Origin of the sequence: Acidovorax sp. A1169, from assembly GCF_030704685.1 — a bacterium.
Taxonomy (GTDB): Bacteria; Pseudomonadota; Gammaproteobacteria; order Burkholderiales; family Burkholderiaceae_C; genus Acidovorax.
The window spans coordinates 96,868-115,850 of sequence record NZ_JAUZDX010000019.1 but is presented as its reverse complement, the minus strand read 5'-3'; the positions used below and the strand labels follow the sequence as shown (position 1 = coordinate 115,850).

Annotated in this window: 21 protein-coding genes; 12 read left to right on the top strand and 9 right to left on the bottom strand. The window is 67.5% G+C overall.

What is annotated here, in order from left to right:
- Window positions 1–35 precede the first annotated feature (35 nt).
- On the top strand, window positions 36–374 hold the full coding sequence (locus QYL93_RS25110) for a hypothetical protein (protein ID WP_305746215.1): 339 nt from the start codon (window positions 36–38) through the stop codon (window positions 372–374).
- 271 nt (window positions 375–645) lie between these two features.
- Here QYL93_RS25110 and QYL93_RS25105 read toward each other — a convergent pair whose 3' ends face one another.
- On the bottom strand, window positions 646–1,056 hold the full coding sequence (locus QYL93_RS25105) for a hypothetical protein (protein ID WP_305746214.1): 411 nt from the start codon (window positions 1,054–1,056) through the stop codon (window positions 646–648).
- Between the two features lie 109 nt (window positions 1,057–1,165).
- On the opposite strand from QYL93_RS25105, the gene QYL93_RS25100 reads away from it, so the two are divergent.
- Window positions 1,166–2,050 (top strand): LysR substrate-binding domain-containing protein, encoded by an 885-nt coding sequence (locus QYL93_RS25100; RefSeq protein ID WP_305746213.1) that lies wholly within the window; start codon window positions 1,166–1,168, stop codon window positions 2,048–2,050.
- A 34-nt stretch (window positions 2,051–2,084) separates the two neighbouring features.
- Here the strand turns inward: QYL93_RS25100 and QYL93_RS25095 are convergent, their stop codons facing one another.
- Both QYL93_RS25095 and QYL93_RS25090 read right to left on the bottom strand, forming a co-directional pair.
- Window positions 2,085–2,489: a TerB family tellurite resistance protein gene (locus QYL93_RS25095; RefSeq protein ID WP_305746212.1), complete on the bottom strand. Its 405-nt coding sequence runs from the start codon at window positions 2,487–2,489 to the stop codon at window positions 2,085–2,087.
- Between the two features lie 95 nt (window positions 2,490–2,584).
- On the bottom strand, window positions 2,585–2,752 hold the full coding sequence (locus QYL93_RS25090; protein ID WP_305746211.1) for a hypothetical protein: 168 nt from the start codon (window positions 2,750–2,752) through the stop codon (window positions 2,585–2,587).
- A gap of 232 nt (window positions 2,753–2,984) precedes the next feature.
- Between QYL93_RS25090 and QYL93_RS25085 the strand changes: the two genes are divergently transcribed.
- Window positions 2,985–3,326 carry an HPF/RaiA family ribosome-associated protein gene (locus QYL93_RS25085; protein WP_305746210.1) on the top strand — a complete coding sequence of 114 codons (342 nt, stop codon included), beginning with the start codon at window positions 2,985–2,987 and terminating at the stop codon, window positions 3,324–3,326.
- A gap of 32 nt (window positions 3,327–3,358) precedes the next feature.
- Here the strand turns inward: QYL93_RS25085 and QYL93_RS25080 are convergent, their stop codons facing one another.
- Complete coding sequence (locus QYL93_RS25080; RefSeq protein WP_305746209.1) at window positions 3,359–4,297, bottom strand: succinylglutamate desuccinylase/aspartoacylase family protein; 939 nt, start codon at window positions 4,295–4,297, stop codon at window positions 3,359–3,361.
- A gap of 111 nt (window positions 4,298–4,408) precedes the next feature.
- On the opposite strand from QYL93_RS25080, the gene QYL93_RS25075 reads away from it, so the two are divergent.
- A complete protein-coding gene (locus QYL93_RS25075) occupies window positions 4,409–7,513 on the top strand; it encodes a WD40 repeat domain-containing protein (protein ID WP_305746208.1) in 3,105 nt (1,034 codons plus the stop codon).
- 24 nt (window positions 7,514–7,537) lie between these two features.
- Here QYL93_RS25075 and soxR read toward each other — a convergent pair whose 3' ends face one another.
- Window positions 7,538–8,005 (bottom strand): redox-sensitive transcriptional activator SoxR, encoded by a 468-nt coding sequence (gene soxR, locus QYL93_RS25070; protein WP_305746207.1) that lies wholly within the window; start codon window positions 8,003–8,005, stop codon window positions 7,538–7,540.
- Window positions 8,006–8,093: 88 nt separating this feature from the next.
- Between soxR and QYL93_RS25065 the strand changes: the two genes are divergently transcribed.
- Window positions 8,094–8,546, top strand: a complete 453-nt coding sequence (locus QYL93_RS25065) for a RidA family protein (RefSeq protein ID WP_305746206.1) — start codon at window positions 8,094–8,096, stop codon at window positions 8,544–8,546.
- A gap of 118 nt (window positions 8,547–8,664) precedes the next feature.
- Window positions 8,665–8,808 (top strand): hypothetical protein, encoded by a 144-nt coding sequence (locus QYL93_RS25060; RefSeq protein WP_164470725.1) that lies wholly within the window; start codon window positions 8,665–8,667, stop codon window positions 8,806–8,808.
- Window positions 8,809–9,049: 241 nt separating this feature from the next.
- Here the strand turns inward: QYL93_RS25060 and QYL93_RS25055 are convergent, their stop codons facing one another.
- Together QYL93_RS25055 and ylqF are read right to left on the bottom strand one after the other, a co-directional pair.
- On the bottom strand, window positions 9,050–11,341 hold the full coding sequence (locus tag QYL93_RS25055) for a bifunctional diguanylate cyclase/phosphodiesterase (RefSeq protein ID WP_305746205.1): 2,292 nt from the start codon (window positions 11,339–11,341) through the stop codon (window positions 9,050–9,052).
- A 100-nt stretch (window positions 11,342–11,441) separates the two neighbouring features.
- Complete coding sequence (gene ylqF, locus QYL93_RS25050) at window positions 11,442–12,443, bottom strand: ribosome biogenesis GTPase YlqF (protein WP_305746204.1); 1,002 nt, start codon at window positions 12,441–12,443, stop codon at window positions 11,442–11,444.
- A 114-nt stretch (window positions 12,444–12,557) separates the two neighbouring features.
- On the opposite strand from ylqF, the gene QYL93_RS25045 reads away from it, so the two are divergent.
- Together QYL93_RS25045 and QYL93_RS25040 are read left to right on the top strand one after the other, a co-directional pair.
- A complete protein-coding gene (locus QYL93_RS25045; protein WP_305746203.1) occupies window positions 12,558–12,797 on the top strand; it encodes a hypothetical protein in 240 nt (79 codons plus the stop codon).
- A gap of 62 nt (window positions 12,798–12,859) precedes the next feature.
- Window positions 12,860–13,027: an oxidoreductase-like domain-containing protein gene (locus QYL93_RS25040; protein WP_057206723.1), complete on the top strand. Its 168-nt coding sequence runs from the start codon at window positions 12,860–12,862 to the stop codon at window positions 13,025–13,027.
- A 66-nt stretch (window positions 13,028–13,093) separates the two neighbouring features.
- Here the strand turns inward: QYL93_RS25040 and gshA are convergent, their stop codons facing one another.
- Window positions 13,094–14,623, bottom strand: coding sequence for a glutamate--cysteine ligase (gene gshA / locus QYL93_RS25035; RefSeq protein WP_305746202.1), 1,530 nt, complete (start codon window positions 14,621–14,623; stop codon window positions 13,094–13,096).
- 68 nt (window positions 14,624–14,691) lie between these two features.
- The gene (locus QYL93_RS25030; protein ID WP_305746201.1) at window positions 14,692–15,600 is read right to left on the bottom strand and encodes an SDR family NAD(P)-dependent oxidoreductase; all 909 of its coding nucleotides are present in this window, start codon (window positions 15,598–15,600) and stop codon (window positions 14,692–14,694) included.
- Window positions 15,601–15,804: 204 nt separating this feature from the next.
- Here QYL93_RS25030 and QYL93_RS25025 point away from each other — a divergent pair, with 204 nt between their 5' ends.
- From QYL93_RS25025 to ribBA, 4 genes are all read left to right on the top strand, one after another.
- The gene (locus QYL93_RS25025) at window positions 15,805–16,086 is read left to right on the top strand and encodes a DUF427 domain-containing protein (protein WP_305746200.1); all 282 of its coding nucleotides are present in this window, start codon (window positions 15,805–15,807) and stop codon (window positions 16,084–16,086) included.
- 596 nt (window positions 16,087–16,682) lie between these two features.
- On the top strand, window positions 16,683–17,318 hold the full coding sequence (locus QYL93_RS25020) for a DUF938 domain-containing protein (protein ID WP_305746199.1): 636 nt from the start codon (window positions 16,683–16,685) through the stop codon (window positions 17,316–17,318).
- A gap of 15 nt (window positions 17,319–17,333) precedes the next feature.
- Entirely contained in the window at window positions 17,334–17,627 is a 294-nt protein-coding gene (locus QYL93_RS25015; protein ID WP_305746198.1) for a 2Fe-2S iron-sulfur cluster-binding protein, read from the top strand.
- Window positions 17,628–17,848: 221 nt separating this feature from the next.
- On the top strand, window positions 17,849–18,970 hold the full coding sequence (ribBA, locus tag QYL93_RS25010; protein WP_305746197.1) for a bifunctional 3,4-dihydroxy-2-butanone-4-phosphate synthase/GTP cyclohydrolase II: 1,122 nt from the start codon (window positions 17,849–17,851) through the stop codon (window positions 18,968–18,970).
- The last annotated feature ends 13 nt before the right edge of the window (window positions 18,971–18,983 follow it).

The following is an 18,983-nucleotide window of genomic DNA, read 5'->3' as shown; positions in this document are numbered from 1 at the left end:
ACTTCGGCGGCAAACCCGATACGGGCACTCACACCATGTCTTTGATCGACTCCTTCCTGGCACCCGATATCGCGGCCGACAGCTACGCGCCGTCGCAGGACGCCGTTGCATGCCAGATCTCAGCAGACGGCTTGATCGCCGCTGAGGTCTTTTCGCGCTCCGACGGAACGTTGGGTTTTAGGTTTGTGGCATGGGTCGCCTGGCGTGATGCGGGAGGCAACGCACGCAGCCATGCATGGGAGGCGATTCACCCGAACCATGGCCTTGTGACTGACCGCATCGAAGTGGCCCAAGAAGAAGCGACCCGGTACGCGGCGGCCCGAGGCATGGCGCTCCAGCACACCTGGGATAGGCTTGGGGCGCGCGCAGATTGACCGTCTGCGCTGGAGTCTGGGACCGGCACAACCAACTGTTTTCATACGGCCCGCTCGCCAGGTATTGCGCAGAGCTTGATGCACTCGGATTTACCGAAGGCGACGCAAGCATCTTTGTTCCGCATCAGCACCACTATCGGCAGGAGTTCGATGCAGACGCGAAAGAGATTCTGGAGAATCTGCCTTGGACAAGCTCTCCGCTGCAGCCTGAGGACGAACAATGAAACGGCTTTTCATGGGCTGAGGACCGTGTGCAGCCCTCAGCTGCGCGTCATCGCACGCCTGCGGTGCCCAACGCAGCCGGACTCGCCTTGCGGCGCTGAAGCACCGCAATCAGCACATGCGCTCCCACGGCCAGAGCCATCAGCGCCAGCGCACCCAGCCCCCAGATGACCCAAGCCAGCACCGAGACAGCCCCGGACAGGGCCGGCACCGTCTCCAGCGCCGCCTGAACCACGGGCCCCACGGAGGCAATCATGGCCCCGAACTCCTCGGCCAACTGGGGCGGTATCCAGACCTTGATCCATTCGGGCAGCAGGACTGCATCCATGGCGGCAGTACCACCAGCGAGGGCGCCGGCGCTGCCGACCGCCCAGACCGTCACCGCGTGCACGCCCCAGCAGGCCAGTGACCACAGGGCCAGCAGCATGAACGAGAGAAACCAGCTGATTGCGTAAAACATGGATCGTTGTCTTTCTGAAATATCAAGTGCCAAGTATGGGCATGGTGGAACGGAATAGACACCAGGCCCAGCCGAATCTAGTATTCGGCTTTTCCGAACCGGGGACTGCATGCTGAACTACCGCCACCTGTACTATTTCTGGATGGTTGCCAAGGAAGGCGGCTTCGCCCGCGCCGCCGACCGTCTGGAGATGGCGGTGCAGACCATCAGTGCGCAGGTGCGCGATCTGGAGAAGGCCCTGGGGCACCAGTTGCTCAAGCCATCGGGGCGCGGGGTGGCGCTGACCGAGGCGGGCCAGGCAGCGTATGCGCGGGCCGAAGAGATATTCCAGCTCGGGCAGACCATTCCCGATGAGGTGCGCGAAGCGGCCAGCGCCAAGGTCGCGCGGCTCTCGGTGGGGCTGTCCGACGGCATCTCCAAGCTGGCAGCCCATGCGCTGCTGGAGCCGGTGCTGGCCACCCCGCACCTGCGCCTGGTGTGCCACGAGGGGGAGTTCGACGAGCTGCTGTCCGAGCTGGCACTGCACGAGCTGGACGTGGTGCTGGCCGGGCAGGCTGCGCCGCGCAACCCGAACCAGCGCCTGTCCAGCGAACGGATCGCCCGCTCCACGCTGCAGTGGTACGGGTCAGCCTCGCTGGTCCGAAAGACCGTGCGCGACCGGTTTCCACATTCGCTGCAGGAGCTGCCGGTGCTGTTGCCCACCTTCCATTCACCGCTGCGCTCCACGCTGGACCACTGGTTCCAGGACATCGGCGTGCAGCCCCGGGTGGTGGGCGAGTTTGAAGACAGCGCCCTGCTGGCCGTGTTCGCAGCCCGGGGGCTGGGGGTGTTTCCGGTCAGCCAGCTGGGCGCCCAGGACGTGGGGCTGGTGCGCGGGCTGCGCCTGCTGGGCGACTGCCCCGGCATCAGAGAGGAAGTGCATGCCATCTGGTCGCGCCGCGGGCAGCACCACCCGCTGGTGCGCCAGATGGTGGCCGCTGCACGCGGCGCATAGCTGAGCCGCGGTGGTGCTCCGCAGGTGCGCTGCCTCAGCTGTGCACAGGCAATTTGCCGATGCGCCATTGCGTCAGCGCGGCCCGCATGATCCATGCCTCTTCTGCCGCAACGTGGCGGTCGGCCATGGCGGCGGCGTCGGCAAAGTACAGCACCTTGTGCTGCAGGTCGGTGTCGGTCACTTCCGACATGACGGCGTCCAGGGTGGCCTGGTCGATGCTGCCGGTGAGCAGGCGGCGCTCGTGCGCGGCCATCAGCAGGTCCTCGCACAGGGTGTGTAGCACCTGAGCGAAGCCACCGGGCGCCAAACTGAGTTCGCGCTCGATGTCCTGGCTGTACAGGGCCTCCATCTCCTGGCGGCTCACATGGCCGTCGGATATCAGCAGCAGGGCGACGATACGGGCGGCTGCTTCGGGGCTGTTGTGGGAATAGCTGCGCATGATTCTTCCTTCTCGGGGGCTTGGTATTCGGGATGGTGTGGCCATGCCACAAGGGCTGGTTCAAGGTGACGGTGCGGGACGCATGCCCGGCTGCTTCAGTCGCGGTAGCGGTAACGGCGGCGCGGGTGCTCGCGCTGGGTGGAATGGACCCGGATGGGAACCAGCGCCGGTGCACGCAGCAGTGCGCTGCGCCCTTGCGACCACTGCCAGACCCACTGCAGCACCTTGGCACGCAGCGAGTTCAGCAGGGAATGGACAGACATCAATGGCTTCATGAAGCACCTTGCAGTGGTTGGAACAAGCTTGAATGTGCGGCCACCAGGGTGCTTCAAGAAGCAGGTTTTTCATGATGCCTGGATCGGTTTTACCGAACATGAATCAGAAGCATGCTTACGCCAACCAGCAGGCTTTACAGATACCCCCTGCAGGAAAAAGCTGCTTTTCCCGCCACACTGCGCGGGCTAAGGTGCGTACTCCAACCCAAGGAGAACGCTGATGCAGATACTTTTCAAGTCCCGCCATCCCGATGCTGCGCTGATGGGCGAGGCCGTCGAGCGCCGGGTGCGCTTTGCGCTTCGGCGCCTGAAAGCACTGGTGCCGCGTGCCGATGTTCAACTGGCCGACGTGAACGGCCCCCGGGGAGGGGTGGACAAGCGCTGCCAGATCGAGCTGCGCACGGATGGCGCGGGGTCGGTGGTGGTGTCCTCGGTAGCCAAGGACTGGCGCACTGCCCTGGACGAAGCACTGGCGCGCGCGGCCCGGCACGTGCTGCGCACCGTGCGCCGCGCCACACCAGCGCGCAGACCCCGCAGGAACCTGCCTGCGCTTGAGGCGTAGGGGGTAGGCCACGCCTGCGCGGCGTCAGGCCCTCAGATAGGTCGCGTCAGGTACACCGCCTCACGCCCCACGATGGGTTCGCGCGTGGGCATCATCACCGTGCAGTCGTCGCACAGCGCGCGGATCTCCACGGTGCCGTCGGTGGCGATGAGCTCGTCCTTGGCGAAGGTCTCGAAGCCTTCCAGTGGCCGGGTGAACGCAAAGTCGGGTGTGAGCACCATGCAGGTCTCCAGCAGCTCGAAGCGGCGCTGCGCGCCAGGGGCGGCGCGGTCGGCACGCGGTGCGGTCAGGCCGAAGTGGGCGATGAAATCCTGCGCCACCAAAGTGGCCAGGTCGGCCGCCGATTTCAGAAAGTGCTGGCCGCATTCGACCACCATGGCCACGCCGGCATCGCCCAGGGCCTGGCCGTGGCGGCCGTGCTGGATGAGTGGCGTACCGGAGCCCAGGCCGTTGGGCATGACCATGTGCACGGGGGGCAGGCCGATGGCCAGGGCGGCAGCGGCGTTGCGCTCGTAGGCCGGGTAGACCCAGAAGGGCTGCACGTCCTGGCTGGTGGAGTGAATGTCGAGGATGTGGTCGGCTGCGGCCACCACGGGGCGCAGCTCGCGCGCGCGGCGCAGCTCGGGGCTGTCGCCGCTGCCGTCGAGCTCAGCGGCAGACCAGACGCGGTTGAGGTTGTGCACCAGCTGGCGGCTCTCGAACGGGCGCGACTCGTCGAACGACTCATACGCCGCCACGTTGGCGAAGCTGATGGTCAGCGTGCCGATGAGGGGGCGCACGCCGCTGTCAAGCAGGTGCGTGGCCGCGACCATGCCGCAGATTTCGTTGCCGTGGGTGAGCGCGTTGACCAGCACATGGGGGCCGGGCTTGCCCGATTCGAAGCGGTGCACATAGCCGATGCCGACATTGCCCTGGCGGTAGGCGGACAGGTCTCGGGGCAGCACTTCAAACAAGGGCGGGTTCTGACTCATGGCTGTAATGGAGCGTTTAATTAATAAGACAACACATCATTGTCGACCCAAAGTGCCGCGCTTGCACGCGGTGTACGATGCCCGCCGACTGTTCGTTGCCCTGAAAGCACCATGCCCAGCCTGCCCAGCCTGCGTTTTGTCCCCCTGGCCGATGTGGCCCATCTGCTCCCGGCCGATGCCTGGATCACCAAGCGCCTGCGCGACGATCCCGAAGAACTGGCCGGTGAAACCGCCGCCTGGATCGCGGGCGACGTGCAGTGGCCCGAGCTGCACCTGGACACGCCGCTCGTGGCCGATGGCGGCCTGCACCGGCTGGCACAGGCCCAGCCTGACGCCGCCCCCCTGCCCCGCCGCGCGCCTTACCTGGTCCTCGTCGAAGGCAACCTGCGCATCGACGGCGCGCTGACCGCCAGCGACACCGATGGCACGACGAACCTGGTGGTGCTGGGCGGCCTGCACGTGCAGCACGCGGTGATCGGCGGGCAACTGGTGTACGTGCAGGGCGCGCTCACGGTGGACGAACTGCTCTGGGGCCACTACAACCATGGCGACCTGCGCGTGAACGGTGGCCTCGTCGCGCGCGTGGCGCTGTTCACCGACGAATACCACGTGCAGGTGGCCGGCGGCGAGCAGGTGGAATTTCTGCTCGACGAAGCGCGCGGCGTGCCCAGCCTGGCGGAGTTTTCCGCCGAGGTGGCAGGCCTGGTGTTCGCGCCCGAGTTCTTCGATGGCATCGACGACGGTGCGGACGGCATCGGCGCCCTGCTCGACCGTGACCGCGTGGTGGAGGCCGTGCGCGCCGGCGAGAGCCCCCTGCGTGCCAGCGCCGAGATCACCGCCGACATGCCGCTGGCCAGCGACCTTTTCGCCGACGAAGCCATCAGCGTGGCCAACATCCTGGCGGCGGTGAATTCGCCCATCGTCACGCACAAGGAGAAGAAGGCGCCCGGCTGGTTTGCCCAGACCGATTTCTCGCTATGCCGCCGGCATGTGGATGCCGATGGCGACCAGCGCGACGACAACGTGTTCATCACCGTCTGGAAGACCTGGGACTTCTACCTCTCGGTGGAGCGCGAGCCCCAGCGCACCGGCCTGCTGGCACGCCTGGCGGCTGCCGTGCTGCGCCGGCCCATTGCCTTCACCGAGGTGGCCACGCTGATCTACCGCGGCTACACCGAGGGCACGCCCGACGGCTGGAAGGTGCTGGACGATGAGGCACCGGCCGAAGCGCGCGAAGCCGCTACCAAGGCGTGGCGTGGCGTGCTCGACTATGTGCGCCGTGCCGTGGGCCAGTCGCGTGCCGGCTACCCGCTCTACCACCGGCTGCAGGCCGAACTCTCGCCCCGGCGCATCGAGCAGTTCACCAGCCTGCCGTACTTTACCGAGGAGTACAACGACTGGTGGAACAGCGACAAGAACGGCGAGTGGCATGGCGACGTGTGGGTGGGTGCGCGCCAGCCCTGCCTGCACGAGGGCGAGCCCTATGGCCGCGCGCTCAAGCTCAGCTGGGAGAACGGCGAGCCCCGGCCTGGCGACGATTCGGACGATGCCTACGGCGCCTACCAGCTCGACATCGACGAGGCCCGCGCGGGCCCGCCGGTGGTGGAGTTCAGGTACACCCAGCGGCAAAGCGAAGCCCGGACCACGCTGCCGCGCGGTGCGGTGGACCACATTGCCCGGCTGCTGCGCATCTACACCCAGGTGGAGGCCCAGATCCAGGGCGCGCACGACCAGCAGCAGGCGCACCTGGCAGAACAGCGCCGTATCGAAGCGGCCGTGCACCTGCTGGCCACGCCGCCCCTGGCCGAAGACCTGCCGGACGCAGCCGTGTTCCCGGCCGAGCTGATGCTGTTGTCCGAGCAATGGCAGAGCGGCGGCGAGACCTATGTGGCCGCGATCCGCGCGCACCAGTTCGCGATGACCGCCCGCGACCTGGAGGGTGGCGACAGTGCGCAAGAAGAGGACGAAGACGAGCCAGAAGCCGACCTGCCGGGCGACCCGCGCAAGGCCAGCGCCCCCACGGTGCTGCAACTCGCCCGCCTGGTGAATCGGCATGCCGACGAGGCGCTGGCCGAGCGCTTTCGCCAGCGCTTTGCCTTTGCCCCCGATGCCTATGTGCGCACGGCGGCCAAGGCGGGGCAGTTCATCGGCCCGGTCTTTCTGCTGGCCGATGGCCTCATCCTCGCGCGCATCGGGCCCAGCTACAGTGAATCGGCGCACTGGGTGCAGATCGATGGTGCAGTGCCCACCTCGCTGCCAGCGCTCAAGGGCCTGGGGCGCTCGGGCGATGGCAACTGCTTTGCGCAGAGCGACGGCACGCACATCACCACGCACCGGGGCTTTGGCGGCCCACAGATCGCGCAGTTGCCGCTACCACGCGGCAACGAGGGCATTCCCGAGTCCATGGGCCTGGTGGCAGGCTCGCTGGGCCAGCGCTGCGACGAGATCATTCCTTTCAACGACGGCCAGCGCGTGCTGCTGCGCAACCCCACCGGGGTGTACCTGATCAGCGCGGCCCAAGGCGTGCAGCGCCTGCACCCGCAGGAGTTCGACGAGGGAGAGGAAGGGGAGGACGATGGTGGCCCGTACACCTGGCCCAAGAACCACGAGGACGCGGCCGACGGCGAGCCCCCGGGCAGCCTGCTGGCCATGGACATGCTGCACATGGCCCTGTCGCCCGACGAGCGCTTCATCGCCCTGGGCGACCAGGACAGCGCCCACATCCTGCTCGGCGCGCAGGACGGCCGGCCGCTGCGCACGCTCGACACCCAGTCCTCGTACCCGCACCACGCCCGCTTCTCGCACGACGGCACGCGGCTGTGGTTCAACTCCTGCCACCTGTACAACGGCATCACCATCGCCACGCCCGTGGAGGCGGCGGACGACACCGAGGGCACGGTGGTCGACGCCCAATGGCGCGTGTACGCCTCGGCCACCCTGCCCGGCATGGTGGTCATGGGCGACGCCAGCGGCTACGTGCATGCCATGGACGATGAGGGCCGCACGCTGTGGCGCCACCACGTGGGCAGCAGCATCAGCGCCATCGAGGCTTCGGGGGACGGCAGCACGCTGCTGGTGGGCAGCTACGGCGGCTACCTGGCCGTGCTGCAGCGCACCGAGACGGGACTGGACCCCTACTCCATCGGCACCTCGCCCTATGCGGAGGTGAGCCGCTGGATTTTCTGGAACAACGAGGCCTCACCGCTGCGCTGGTAAGCGGCGAGGCTGCGCACGCACCGATCAGAAATGCGGACCGGGCCCTTCCTGGGCCAGCGCATCCTGCGCATTGCGCAGCGGGCAGACCTTGAGCGACAGGCAGCCGCAGCCGATGCAGCCGTCGAGTTGGTCGCGCAGCGACGTGAGCGTGCGGATGCGCTCGTCGAGGTCCTCGCGCCAGCGCTCCGACAGCCGGCGCCAGTCGGCCACCGTGGGCGTGCGGCCAGCGGGCAGGGCCTGCAGCGCCTCTGCAATGGCCGCCAGCGGCACACCCATGCGCTGGGCCACCTTGATCACCGCCACCCGGCGCAGCACCGAGCGCGGGTAGCGCCGCTGGTTGCCCGCGCTGCGCACGCTGGCGATCAGGCCGCGTGTTTCGTAGAAATGCAGGGCCGACACCGCCAGCCCGCTGCGGCGCGCCACCTCGCCCACCGAAAGATCGGCCGCCAGCTCCGCCATGGAATCGCCGTGGGCGTCGTCGTGCTGCTTCATGACCCGGCTCCCAAAAGTGCCCGTTGACCTCAATTTAACTTGAGGTTGAATACTAACAGCCTCTTCCACGATTTTCAGGACCACACCCATGTTGCAAATCGCTTCGCGCCTGACCCCGGCCCACGCCGCCACGCTCGCCCACATCAACCCCGAAGGCGTGTACGACCCGGCCCCCAACGGCTATACGCATGTGGTGGTCGCGCCCCTGGCGGGCCGCACCGTCTATGCCTCGGGCCAGGGGGGCGAGAACCTGGCGGGCGAGCTGTCGCCCGACTTTGCCGAGCAGCTTGCGCAGGCGCTGGCCAACATGCGCACGGTGCTGGAGGCGGCGGGCGCCAGCGTGCATGACGTGGTGCGGCTCACGCTGCTGGTGGTGGACCACACCGAGGCCCGCCTGGCCCTGTGGACCGAGGCCGCGCGCCGCGTGTGGGGCGATGCACCCACGCCCGGCTGCACACTGATCCCCGTGCCGCGCCTGGCGCTCGACGGCATGTTGGTCGAGGTGGAGGCCACCGCCGTGGTTGCAGCCGCGCAGGCATGACACCACCACGCTGCCCGGCGCCCTGAAAAAAGAGCCCCACCTCGTCATCCCGACCACCCCGGTTGTGGCGTACCATGCTGCGCAGCGGTCCCATCCGGAGACCCACACAGGAGGACCCATGGCCAAAGGTGAACAGCGCAGCAACAAGATGGCGAAAAAGCCCAAGAAGGACACGTCGATTCCCAAGGAATCCCACGGCTCCGACCGCCCCATGCCGCCCGTGACGGCCGTCGTGCCACGCGGCAAGGAAAAGAACAAGTAAGAAGCCGGTACCCGGCCTCCCAGGGCCGGATCGAAAAACAGCCCCCGCTGCGGCATGCAGCGGGGGCTGTTTTTCTGGTTCAGAGGCTGGGAATTTTTTGGCCGTGCCCGAGAGGCGCGCCAAAACGCCTCGGATCTAGGCGCAAAGCACAGCCATAGCTCGGGCTATGGCGAGCATTTGCAACGACGAGCCGGGGTGTTTTAGCGTGCAAGGCGGGCATGGACGAAAGATTCTCAGCCTCTCAGACGATAGGGCCTGGTGAGAGCCGCGCCAGCCAATCCTCCTGCGGCTCGGGCCGGCCGAACAAGTAGCCCTGGTAGAAAATGCCGGGCGCACGCTGGCGCAAAAAGTCGGCCTGGGCACGCGTCTCCACCCCCTCGGCCACCACGCGCAGCCCGAAGTGGCTGGCCACCGACAGAATGCCCTCGACCAGCACCCCGTCGTCGGCATTGGTGGGAGCCTCGTGCACGAAGCTGCGGTCGATCTTGATCTCGCGGATCGGCAGGCGCTTGAGGTAGGCCAGCGACGAATAACCCGTGCCGAAGTCGTCCAGCGAAAACTCCACCCCCAGCGCGCCCAGCTCGCGGATCTTGGCCACGGCATCGTCGAAATCGTCGATCACCAGGCCCTCGGTGACCTCCAGCGTGAGCAGGGACGGGTCGGCCCCCGAGGCGGCCAGCAGCGCGCGCAGCTGCGCGATGAAGCCGGCCTGGCGGAACTGGCGCGCGCTGAGGTTGACCGACAGGCGCAGGCGCCGCTGGCGCATGGCGGGCAAGGCCAGCAGCGCCAGCGAATGCGCGAGCACCCAGGTGCCCAGGCTCACGATCAGGTCGGACTCTTCGGCGATGGGGATGAAGGCGCCGGGCGCCAGCAGCCCATCGCGCGGGTGCTGCCAGCGCACCAGCACCTCAGCCCCCGTGAGCTGGCCCTGCGCGTCCACCTGCGACTGCAAAAACAGCCGTAGCTCGTCGCCCGCAATCGCCTGGCGCAGCGTGCGCTCCACCAGAAAGCGCTGCTCCGCCGCCTCGCCCATGCCCTCCTCGAAGAAGGCCGAGCGCCCGCCCCCCGCCTGCTTGGCCCGGTGCAGCGCGGTGCCCGCGCGGCGCAGCGCCTCCTGCGGCGAGTCGCCCGGGCTCTGAGGGTACAGCGTGATGCCGATGCTGGCGCCGAGCTGCGCCTCGTCGGCATAGCCCTCCAGGCGCATCGGCAGCAGCAGTTGCCCCTGCACCTGCTCGGCAAAGGCCAGCGCGCGGCGGCTGGCCTGCGGCCCCTGGGTCGCCAGGTCGTGCAGCACGATGGCGAACTCATCGCCGGCCACGCGCACCAGCAGGCCCTGCTCGGGCAGCAGCTCCGACAGGCGCAGCGCCACGGCGCACAGCAGGCGGTCGCCCATCTCGCTGCCGCGCGCGTCATTGAAGGTGGTGAAGCGGTCCAGGTCCAGCAGCACCAGCGCGTGCAGGGCCCCCGGTGCGCCGGGGGCACGCCCCGTGCGCCATTGCAGCGTGGCCAGCCGGTCCACCAGCATCCGGCGGTTGGGCAGGCTGGTCAGCGCGTCGAAGTGCGCCAGGCGGTGGATCTCCTCGGCCGCGCGCTTGCGCTCGGTGATGTCCTGCTTGAGCTCCACATAGTGGCTGATGTGCCCGTCGGTCTGGCGGATGGGGGCCACCACCACGGCCTCGATGATCTCCGCGCCGTCCTTGCGCCGGTTGACCTGCTCGCCCGCCCAGTTCTCGCCGCGCGCCAGCGTATCGCGCAGGCCCAGGCGCTGGGCCGCGGCCATGCCGTTGCTCGACACCAGGGCCGAGGGCTGGCCCAGCACCTCATCGCGCGCATAGCCCGTGCGGGCCAGGAAGGCGGCGTTGACGTACTCGATGCGCCCGGTCAGGTCGGTGATGGCAATGCTCTCGGGGCTTTGCTCCACGGCGCGCAGCAACTTGCGCAGCTCGGCCTCGCTGGCGGCCAGGCTCGATGCAGTGTGCTGCGCCTCCTGCACACGGCGCAGGTAGCTGCGCCGCGACAGCAGCGTGGCGGCGGCCGTCACGGCCAGCACGCCGGTGAGGTAGGCCAGGTAGGCCAGGCGGTTGCCATAGCGTGCGTCCGGCAGCCAGCCGCGCAGGTCGGCCCAGAGGAAGAACAGCAGCAGCACGCCCGTGCAGCCGGTGAGCCACAGCGTGGCCCGTGCGCCCAGGATCCAGCCCGCAAACACGATCAGCACCGGGAAATTGAGCAGGTTGGGCCCGCGCAGGCCGCCATTGGTGGCCGCCACCAGCGCCACCACGCCCCACACCCCCCAGACCAGCACCAGTGCCGCCTGGTGCCAGCGCCCCATGCGGCCCAGCACCACTGCCAGGGCGCCCATGCCGCCCGCACCCAGGTTGAGCAGCACATGCGTCCAGGACAGCGGGCTGTCCAGCAGCAGCAGCGCAGCGATCAGGCTACCGGTGACCGCGACCACCCACGAGCCCGCCCGCACCAACTGCTGCGTGGTGGCGTCGTCTCGCTCAGAGGGCAGCAGGTGGGCAACAGCGCGCATGGTGTAAGCGGTGGCAACCGGTGGTAACCATGGTAACGCGATACACCGCGCCTATCGAGCCCTCAATTGCCACCGGCCGGGCAGCCAGTTCAGCCGCTCGTCAATCGGCGGGCGTTGACGGTCCGGCGTCGTCGTCGCCGCTGTCGCCAGGTGCCGGCTCGCGCACGCCCGAGCCTTTGCCCTTGGACTTGGCGCGCGCGTCCTTCTTGGCCTGGCGCTTGGCGTCCTCGGCCAGGCCCACGGCGCGCCAGGCCTCGAACTCGTCAGGAGTCTCCAGCGTGATGCGGCCCAAAATGGCCGTGCGAAAGTCGGTCATCACGATCTCGGCCGTCTTTTGCAGGTTCACACGGCCACCGCCCAGCATGGCGCCGCGCTTGCGACCAATGGCTTCGAGCAGTTCCTCGTCGTGCATGGTGGCCATGGCGCCCGCGGGCAGGCCCAGCTTGTAGCGCGCCTCCAGCAGCGGCGCGTAGTGCTGTTGCAGGCGGCGCAGCAGCTCCAGCGCCACCAGTTCCTCGTCGTAGGCATTGCGGCCCACGGCGCCGCTGGCGGCCAGGTTGTAGCCGCTTTCGGGCACGATGATGCGCGGCCACAGCATGCCGGGCGTGTCCCACAGGTAGAAGTCGTCGGCCAGCGTGATGCGCTGCTCGATCTTGGTGATACCGGCCTCGTCGCCGGTCTTGGCCTGGCGCTTGTTGGTCAGGGTGTTGATCAGCGTGGACTTGCCCACGTTGGGCACCCCGCAGATCAGCACCCGCATGGGCTTGGCCATGCCTCCCCGGTTGGGCGCCAGGCGGTGGCAGCCGTCGATGAGCTTGCGCGCGGGCGCCGCCTCCGAGGCATCGAGCGCCACGGCACCCGTGCTGAGCTGGGCGTTGTACCAGTCGAGCCAAAGCGCCGTGCGCGCGGGGTCGGCCACGTCCTGCTTGTTGAGCACCTTGAGCGTGGGCTTGTGCCCCGTGAGCTCGACCAGCAGCGGATTGGCGCTGGAGCCGGGCAGGCGCGCGTCCAGCACCTCGATCACCACGTCGATGTCCTTGACGCGTTCGGTGATGGCTTTCTTGGTCAGGTGCATGTGACCGGGGAACCACTGAATGGCCATGCGGGGGGTACTTTCTTGAGCGTGCGGAGCGGGAATCAGGGTGGCAAGGATAATCGCGGTTGGCCCCAACGCTTTCCGCGCGGTTTTTCGGGGTCCGCATTTGCCCTCATTTCCATGCCAACCAACAACAACCCACGCACCTCCACCCAGGCCAAAACCGACAAGGAGATGCTGTTCAAGGGCGTAACCTGCGCCCTCATCGGCCTGGTGATCCTGCTGGCGCCCTACGTGGCGCGCTCGGGCAGCGTGCGCGACCTGATGGCCCAGGCCACGCTGGTGGGCTGGTTCGCGCTGGTGCTGGGCGGCGGCTTCATCGTGAACTACCTGCTGCGCAGGGCCAAGCGCAAGCCGTGAGCGGCACCACCGCCACTAGCAGCGCATCCGCCCGAGCGACCGACGCTGCGTCAGCCCAGGCGATGTTCGCACAGTTGCAGCAGCAGGCTGGGGCGGCGGGCATCACCTTGCGCGCGCCACCGCCCGAGCCTACGAGCTGCTGTGGGCGAGGGTGCAATGGCTGTGTGTGGGAGGGGTTTCTGGATGCGGCCGATTACTGGCGCGAGGAGGCGCTGCTGCAGTTGGGTTGACGCAGCGCTGCTACCGGCTCCCGCCCTGAAATTCAAAGCATGCCGCTACCACGGAGACCAAGCCGCTCAGCCCAACCCCTCCACCGCCATATATTGCTCCAGCCATGGCTCGAACGGTAGCGTATCGGCGGCTTCAATGGCCTTTTGCGCGGCGATGGACTCGTCGGCCAACGCCAGGTAGCGCGCCTGCTGCGCATCGCTCCAGGGCAGGGCCATCAGCGTGTTCTGCGCCTTGGCAGATTGCTGGAAGGCGAAGCGCTCGAAATTGCTCTCGTGGTCCTGCACGATGCTGGCCAACACGCGGGCCGAGGGGGTGCGGTCCGGCGCCTCCATCAGCGCGCGGGCGTCGCGCAGGGCATCGCTGTAGTCCGTGGTGCCGTGCGTAGCATCGAGCGCGGCGGCCAGGGGCTCGCACTCGGCCAGCACCTCGGCGCCCCAGGTGGTCAGCGGCACGGCCTGGCCGGCGCGGTGCAGCAGCAGGCCCGGCTCGCGGCCGCGCTCGGCCGTGAGGTGCTGGTTCTGCTGGAGCTCGGCGATCTCCTCTGGCGTATCGGGCGGGCTGTCGGACAGCAGGCAGTGCAGCAAAAACACGTCCAGCAGGCGCATGGTCGATGCCGTGATGCCCACGGAAACGAAGGGGTCCAGGTCCATCAGACGAACTTCGACGTATTCCACCCCGCGCTCGCGCAGGGCATGCAGCGGGCGCTCACCCGTGCGCACGGTGCGCTTGGGTCGGATGGTGCCGTAGAACTCGTTCTCGATCTGCAGCAGGCTGGTACCGAGCTGGTTGTAGTCGCCGCCGGGGTTGCGCACGCCCACCGTCTCGTAGGCGGGGTAGGGCTTGGTCAGCGCCTCGTGCAGCGAATTGGCGTAACCCGCAAGGCCGTTGTAGCTCACGGCCAGCGTGGCCTGGGCATCGCTCTGGTAGCCCAGGCGCCCCATGCGCAGCGAGGTGGCATGCGGCAGGTACATGGCCTGCGCCTTGTCGCCCAGCGGCAGCAGCCGGTGGTCGCGCCCCTGCACGAAGCACGGGCACAGCGCGGGCGATGCGCCGAACAGGTACAGCAGCACAAAGGCATGGCGGCGGAAATTGCGGATCAGCGCGAAGTAGTCATCGCTGCCCACGCCGGGCAGCGACCAGTTGTAGTGGATACCCGAGATGGTCTGCATGCGCCTGCCATAGCGGTGGCCCAGGCCCATGCGGTAGACGCTCTTGGCCCGGCCCACGTTGGAGCTGCCGTAGCGGCCGATGGGAATCGTCTCGTCCGTGGGCAGGCCGCAGGGCATGCTCGACGCCCACAGCAGCTCGCCGCCCTGCGCCTGCAGCGCGCGGTGCACGAACTGGTGCACCTCGGCCAGCTCGGTCAGGCACTCGTCCACACCCTTGCGCGCACCGGTGATCAGCTCCAGCTGCGATTCGCTGTAGTCGGTGGTGATCAGCGGGTGCGTGAGTGCCGAACCCAGCGCCGCCGGGTGCGGCGTGAGCGCCAGCCCCCCGGTAGGCAGCACGCGCAATCCCTCTTTTTCGATGCCGCGGCGTATCCCCGCCAGGGCGTCGGCGGGGTAGGCGGTCAGTCGTTCCTGCAAAGTTCTCATATCTTTATTACCGATCTCGTGTCGGCCCGGAACTTAGCACGGCGCACGGTTGTGCGTGTGGACTTGGCTTAAACCCTGGCCGCCAAGGCCTTGCTCACCTCATTGGTTCCCTGCGCTGCGCCGCTTTGTGGTACTTGCTCGCCAGCGCGCTCGGTCACTTCCGACAGGCGTGCAGCCAGTTGCTCTGGGGTGTCGGCACCAATGCCCAGGTGAATACCCTGAGTCAGCGTGATGTGCGCCGCCTCGAAGGTGCCGGCGCCCGCGCACAGGATGGTGCGCGTGGGTGCGCTTTCATGGGCCAGCACCAGCATGGCGGGCACCACGGCCTCGGGCTTGAGCGCGTCGAGCACCTCCTGCGGCATCAGGCCCTCGGTCATGCGCGTGGCGGCCGTGGGCGCCAGGGCGTTGACGTGAATGTGGTACTTGGCGCCCTCGATGGCCAGGGTCTGCATCAGCCCGACCTGCGCAAGCTTGGCGGCGCCGTAGTTGGACTGGCCAAAGTTGCCGTACAGGCCGGTGGAGGAGGTCGTCATCACGATGCGCCCGTACTGCTGGGCCACCATGTGCGGCCACACCGCCTTGCAGCAATGCGCCGCGCCCATGAGATGCACGTCCACCACCAGGCGAAAGTCGTCCATCTCCATCTTGGAAAACGACTTGTCGCGCAGGATGCCGGCGTTGTTCACCAGAATGTCCACCCGGCCCCAGGCATCGATGGCCTGCTGCACCATGGCCTGCACGGCAACGTAGTCGGTGACCGAGCCGCCATTGGCAATCGCCTCGCCGCCAGCGGCAATGATCTCGTCGACCACGGCCTGCGCCGCGCCGACCGAGCCGCCCTTGCCATCCAGCGCCCCGCCCAGGTCATTGACCAGCACCTTGGCGCCGCGCGCCGCCAGTGCCAGTGCATGCTGGCGGCCCAGGCCGCCACCGGCGCCCGTGACGATGGCCACACGGCCCTTGAAATCGATACCCATGGTCAATGTTCTCCTGTGGTGGTTTTGAAAAGGCGGTTGGAACCGCAGCGACTTTAAGCCACATCGCGAACCCACGCGGTACCGCGCGCGACTGGCAGTGCACGGCACTCCCGGTGCAGGCAAAATCGCGGCTGGCGCCCCCCGCAACCCGCACGGACGCCGGGCACTTGCGCCCCCCTCTTTCCCCTATCGAAGGATTTCCCCATGAAAGCAATCTGGAACGGCGTGGTCATTGCCGAAAGCAACGACACCGTGGTGGTCGAAGGCAACCACTACTTCCCCGACGCATCGCTCAAGCGCGAGTACGTCACCTTCAGCAACCACAAGACCACCTGCGCTTGGAAGGGCCAGGCGAGCTACCTCTCGCTGCTGGTCAACGGCGAAATGAACACCGACGCCGCCTGGTTCTACGCCGATCCCAAGCCCCAGGCCGACGAGATCCGCGGCCGTGTCGCCTTCTGGAAGGGCGTGAAGATCGAGGCCTGACGCAGGCGGCAGTTATCCCTGCCCGCACTGGACAATCATGTGGATAAGTTTTGGCAAGCCCTGTATGGGGCGGCCAAGTCCTTGATTCATAAAGAAAACTGCTGCGCCGCTCATTTTTTGGGCAGCCCTGCCTGGTGGCTATCGCAGGGTTATCCCTGGTGGCACTGGACAATCGTGTGGATAACCCAGGACAAGCCCTGTATGGCCGATGCAAGTGCTTGATTCGCAAGGAAAACCCACCCGCCGCCCATTTTTTGGGCAGCGACCGGCAGGCCAAAACCCGCGGTTATCCCTGCCTGCGCTGGACAATCATGTGGATAAGTTTGGGCAAGCCCTGTATGGGCGATCCAAGCCATTGATTCACAAGGGAAATGCATGCGCCGCCCGTTTTTTAAGCACAAGGTGTCCGGTTATCCCTGCCGGCACTGGACAATCATGGGGATAACTTTGCACAAGCCCTGTATGGCCGCGCCAAGTGCTTGATTTGCAAGGGATATCACTGCACTGATGAAAATTAAGGCACCTTGGCAAAGACCCTGCCAAATGCCCTTTGCTTTCAATTTGATAGCATCGCGCCCCGTACTTTGTCCACACCCATGACCTCTCCCGCCCTCCCCTGCAGCCCCGCTTCCGAACGCAACCAGGCGCCCATCCTGGCCTTGCTGCGCGGCCTGGTTCCCGACACCGGTACGGCACTGGAGATCGCCAGCGGCACGGGCCAGCATCTGGCCTTCTTCGGCGCCGCCCTGCCCGGCTGGACCTGGCAGCCCACGGACCTGAACGACGAGCTGTTCTTCGCCATCGCCGGCTGGGCCCTGCAGGCCGGCGCCACCAACGTGCGGCCCGCTGTGCGCCTGGACGTGCGCTCTGCCACCTGGCCCGATGGCGCGGCCCCGTTTGCCCAGCCCTTCGACCTGATTTATTGCGCCAACATGCTGCACATCGCCCCCTGGGCCTGCTGCGCCGGATTGATGCAGGGTGCCGCGCGCCACCTGGCGCCGGGCGGCCGGCTGGTCACCTACGGGCCGTACATCGAAGACGGCGTGCCCACCTCGCCCGGCAACCAGGGCTTCGACGCCACCCTGCGCGCGCAGGATCCAGACTGGGGCATCCGCAACCGCGCCGATGTGGAGCGCGAGGCCGCGGCTGCCGGCCTGCACCTGACCGAGCGCCACGCCCTGCCCGCCAACAACCTCTTGCTGGTGTGGCAACGCACGCCCGCCAGCGCCTGACCTGCACGCAACGCAATGACGAACCCCGCCATCCCCTTCTTCACCGCCCGCATCGAGCCCGACGGCAGCCAGTGCGATGCCTGGCCCGAGCAGCCCCTGCTCGTCTCCATCGAGCAGGGCGGCATCGACTGGCCCAGCTCCTGCCGCAATGGCACCTGCCGCACGTGCATCGGGCAGCTGGTCGAGGGACGTGTGCGCTACGACATCGAGTGGCCCGGACTGTCGCCCGAGGAAAAGGCCGAGGGCTGCGTACTGCCCTGTGTGGCCTACCCTGAGTCAGACGTGGTGATCCAGGGCAGCATGATCTGACAGAGCGCAAGCGCAACTGCAGGCACCAAGCGCCCGGGTGCACTAAAATCATGGCCTTCTGGGGCAATATGCCCCTTTGACGTGCGGCAGCGCCGCATCGCATGTTCTTTGGGCGGTTTCTTGGGGGCAGATGCAGCGTTATCGTCGTTGCCGCCTCCGGCCACGGGAACCTGCGCTGCAGCCCTCCTGCCAGCGGTCCCCACAGAAAGTCCACACCTTCCATGAACTCTCCCCTCACCCCCGTGCCGATCTCGCCCGTCGAGGACATCGTGGCCGAGATGCGCGCCGGCCGCATCGTCATCCTGGTGGATGAAGAAGACCGTGAAAACGAAGGCGACCTGGTGCTGGCCGCCGACCACGTGACGCCCGAGGCCATCAACTTCATGGCCCGCTTCGGCCGCGGCCTGATCTGCCTGACGCTGAGCCGCGAGCGCTGCGAGCGCCTGCGCCTGCCGCCCATGGTCACGCGCAACGGCACCAAGCACGCCACGGCGTTCACCGTTTCCATCGAAGCCGCCGAGGGCGTGACCACTGGCATCTCCGCCGCCGACCGCTCGCGCACCGTGCAGGCCGCCGTGGCACCCAATGCTCGCGCCGAAGACCTGGTGCAACCCGGCCACATCTTCCCGCTGCAGGCGGTGGACGGCGGCGTGCTGATGCGCGCTGGCCATACCGAAGCCGGCTGCGACCTGGCCGTGATGGCCGGCTGCAGCCCCGCCTCGGTGATCTGCGAGATCATGAAGGACGACGGCACCATGGCCCGCCTGCCCGACCTGCAGCTCTTCGCGGCCGAACACGGCCTGAAGATTGGCACCATCGCCGACCTCATCGAGTACCGCAGCCGCAACGAATCGCTGGTAGAAAAGGTCGGCACGCGCCAGCTGCAGACCGCCGCTGGCGAGTTCACCGTGCACGCCTTTCGCGACAAGCCAAGCCAGTCCGTACACCTGGCACTGGTCAAAGGGCAGTGGGGTGCCGACGATGTCGTGCCCGTGCGCGTGCACGAGCCCCTGTCGGTGTTCGATGCGCTCGAAATCAACCGCTCCATGCACTCCTGGGGGCTCGATTCGAGCCTGCAGTACCTGGCAGCCCAGGGCAAGGGCGTGGCCGTGCTGCTCAATTGCGGCGAGACAGCCGAGCAACTGCTCGAACAGTTCGAAGGCACGGCGCGCGCCGCCCAGGCCCCCGAGCGCGGTCGCATGGACCTGCGCACCTACGGTGTGGGCGCGCAGATCCTGCGCGAGTGCGGCGTGCACAAGATGCAACTCATGGGCCAGCCCCGCCGCATGCCCAGCATGGCCGGCTACGGCCTCGAAATCACCGGCTTCATCCCCAAAGAGTAAAAGAACAGGATCA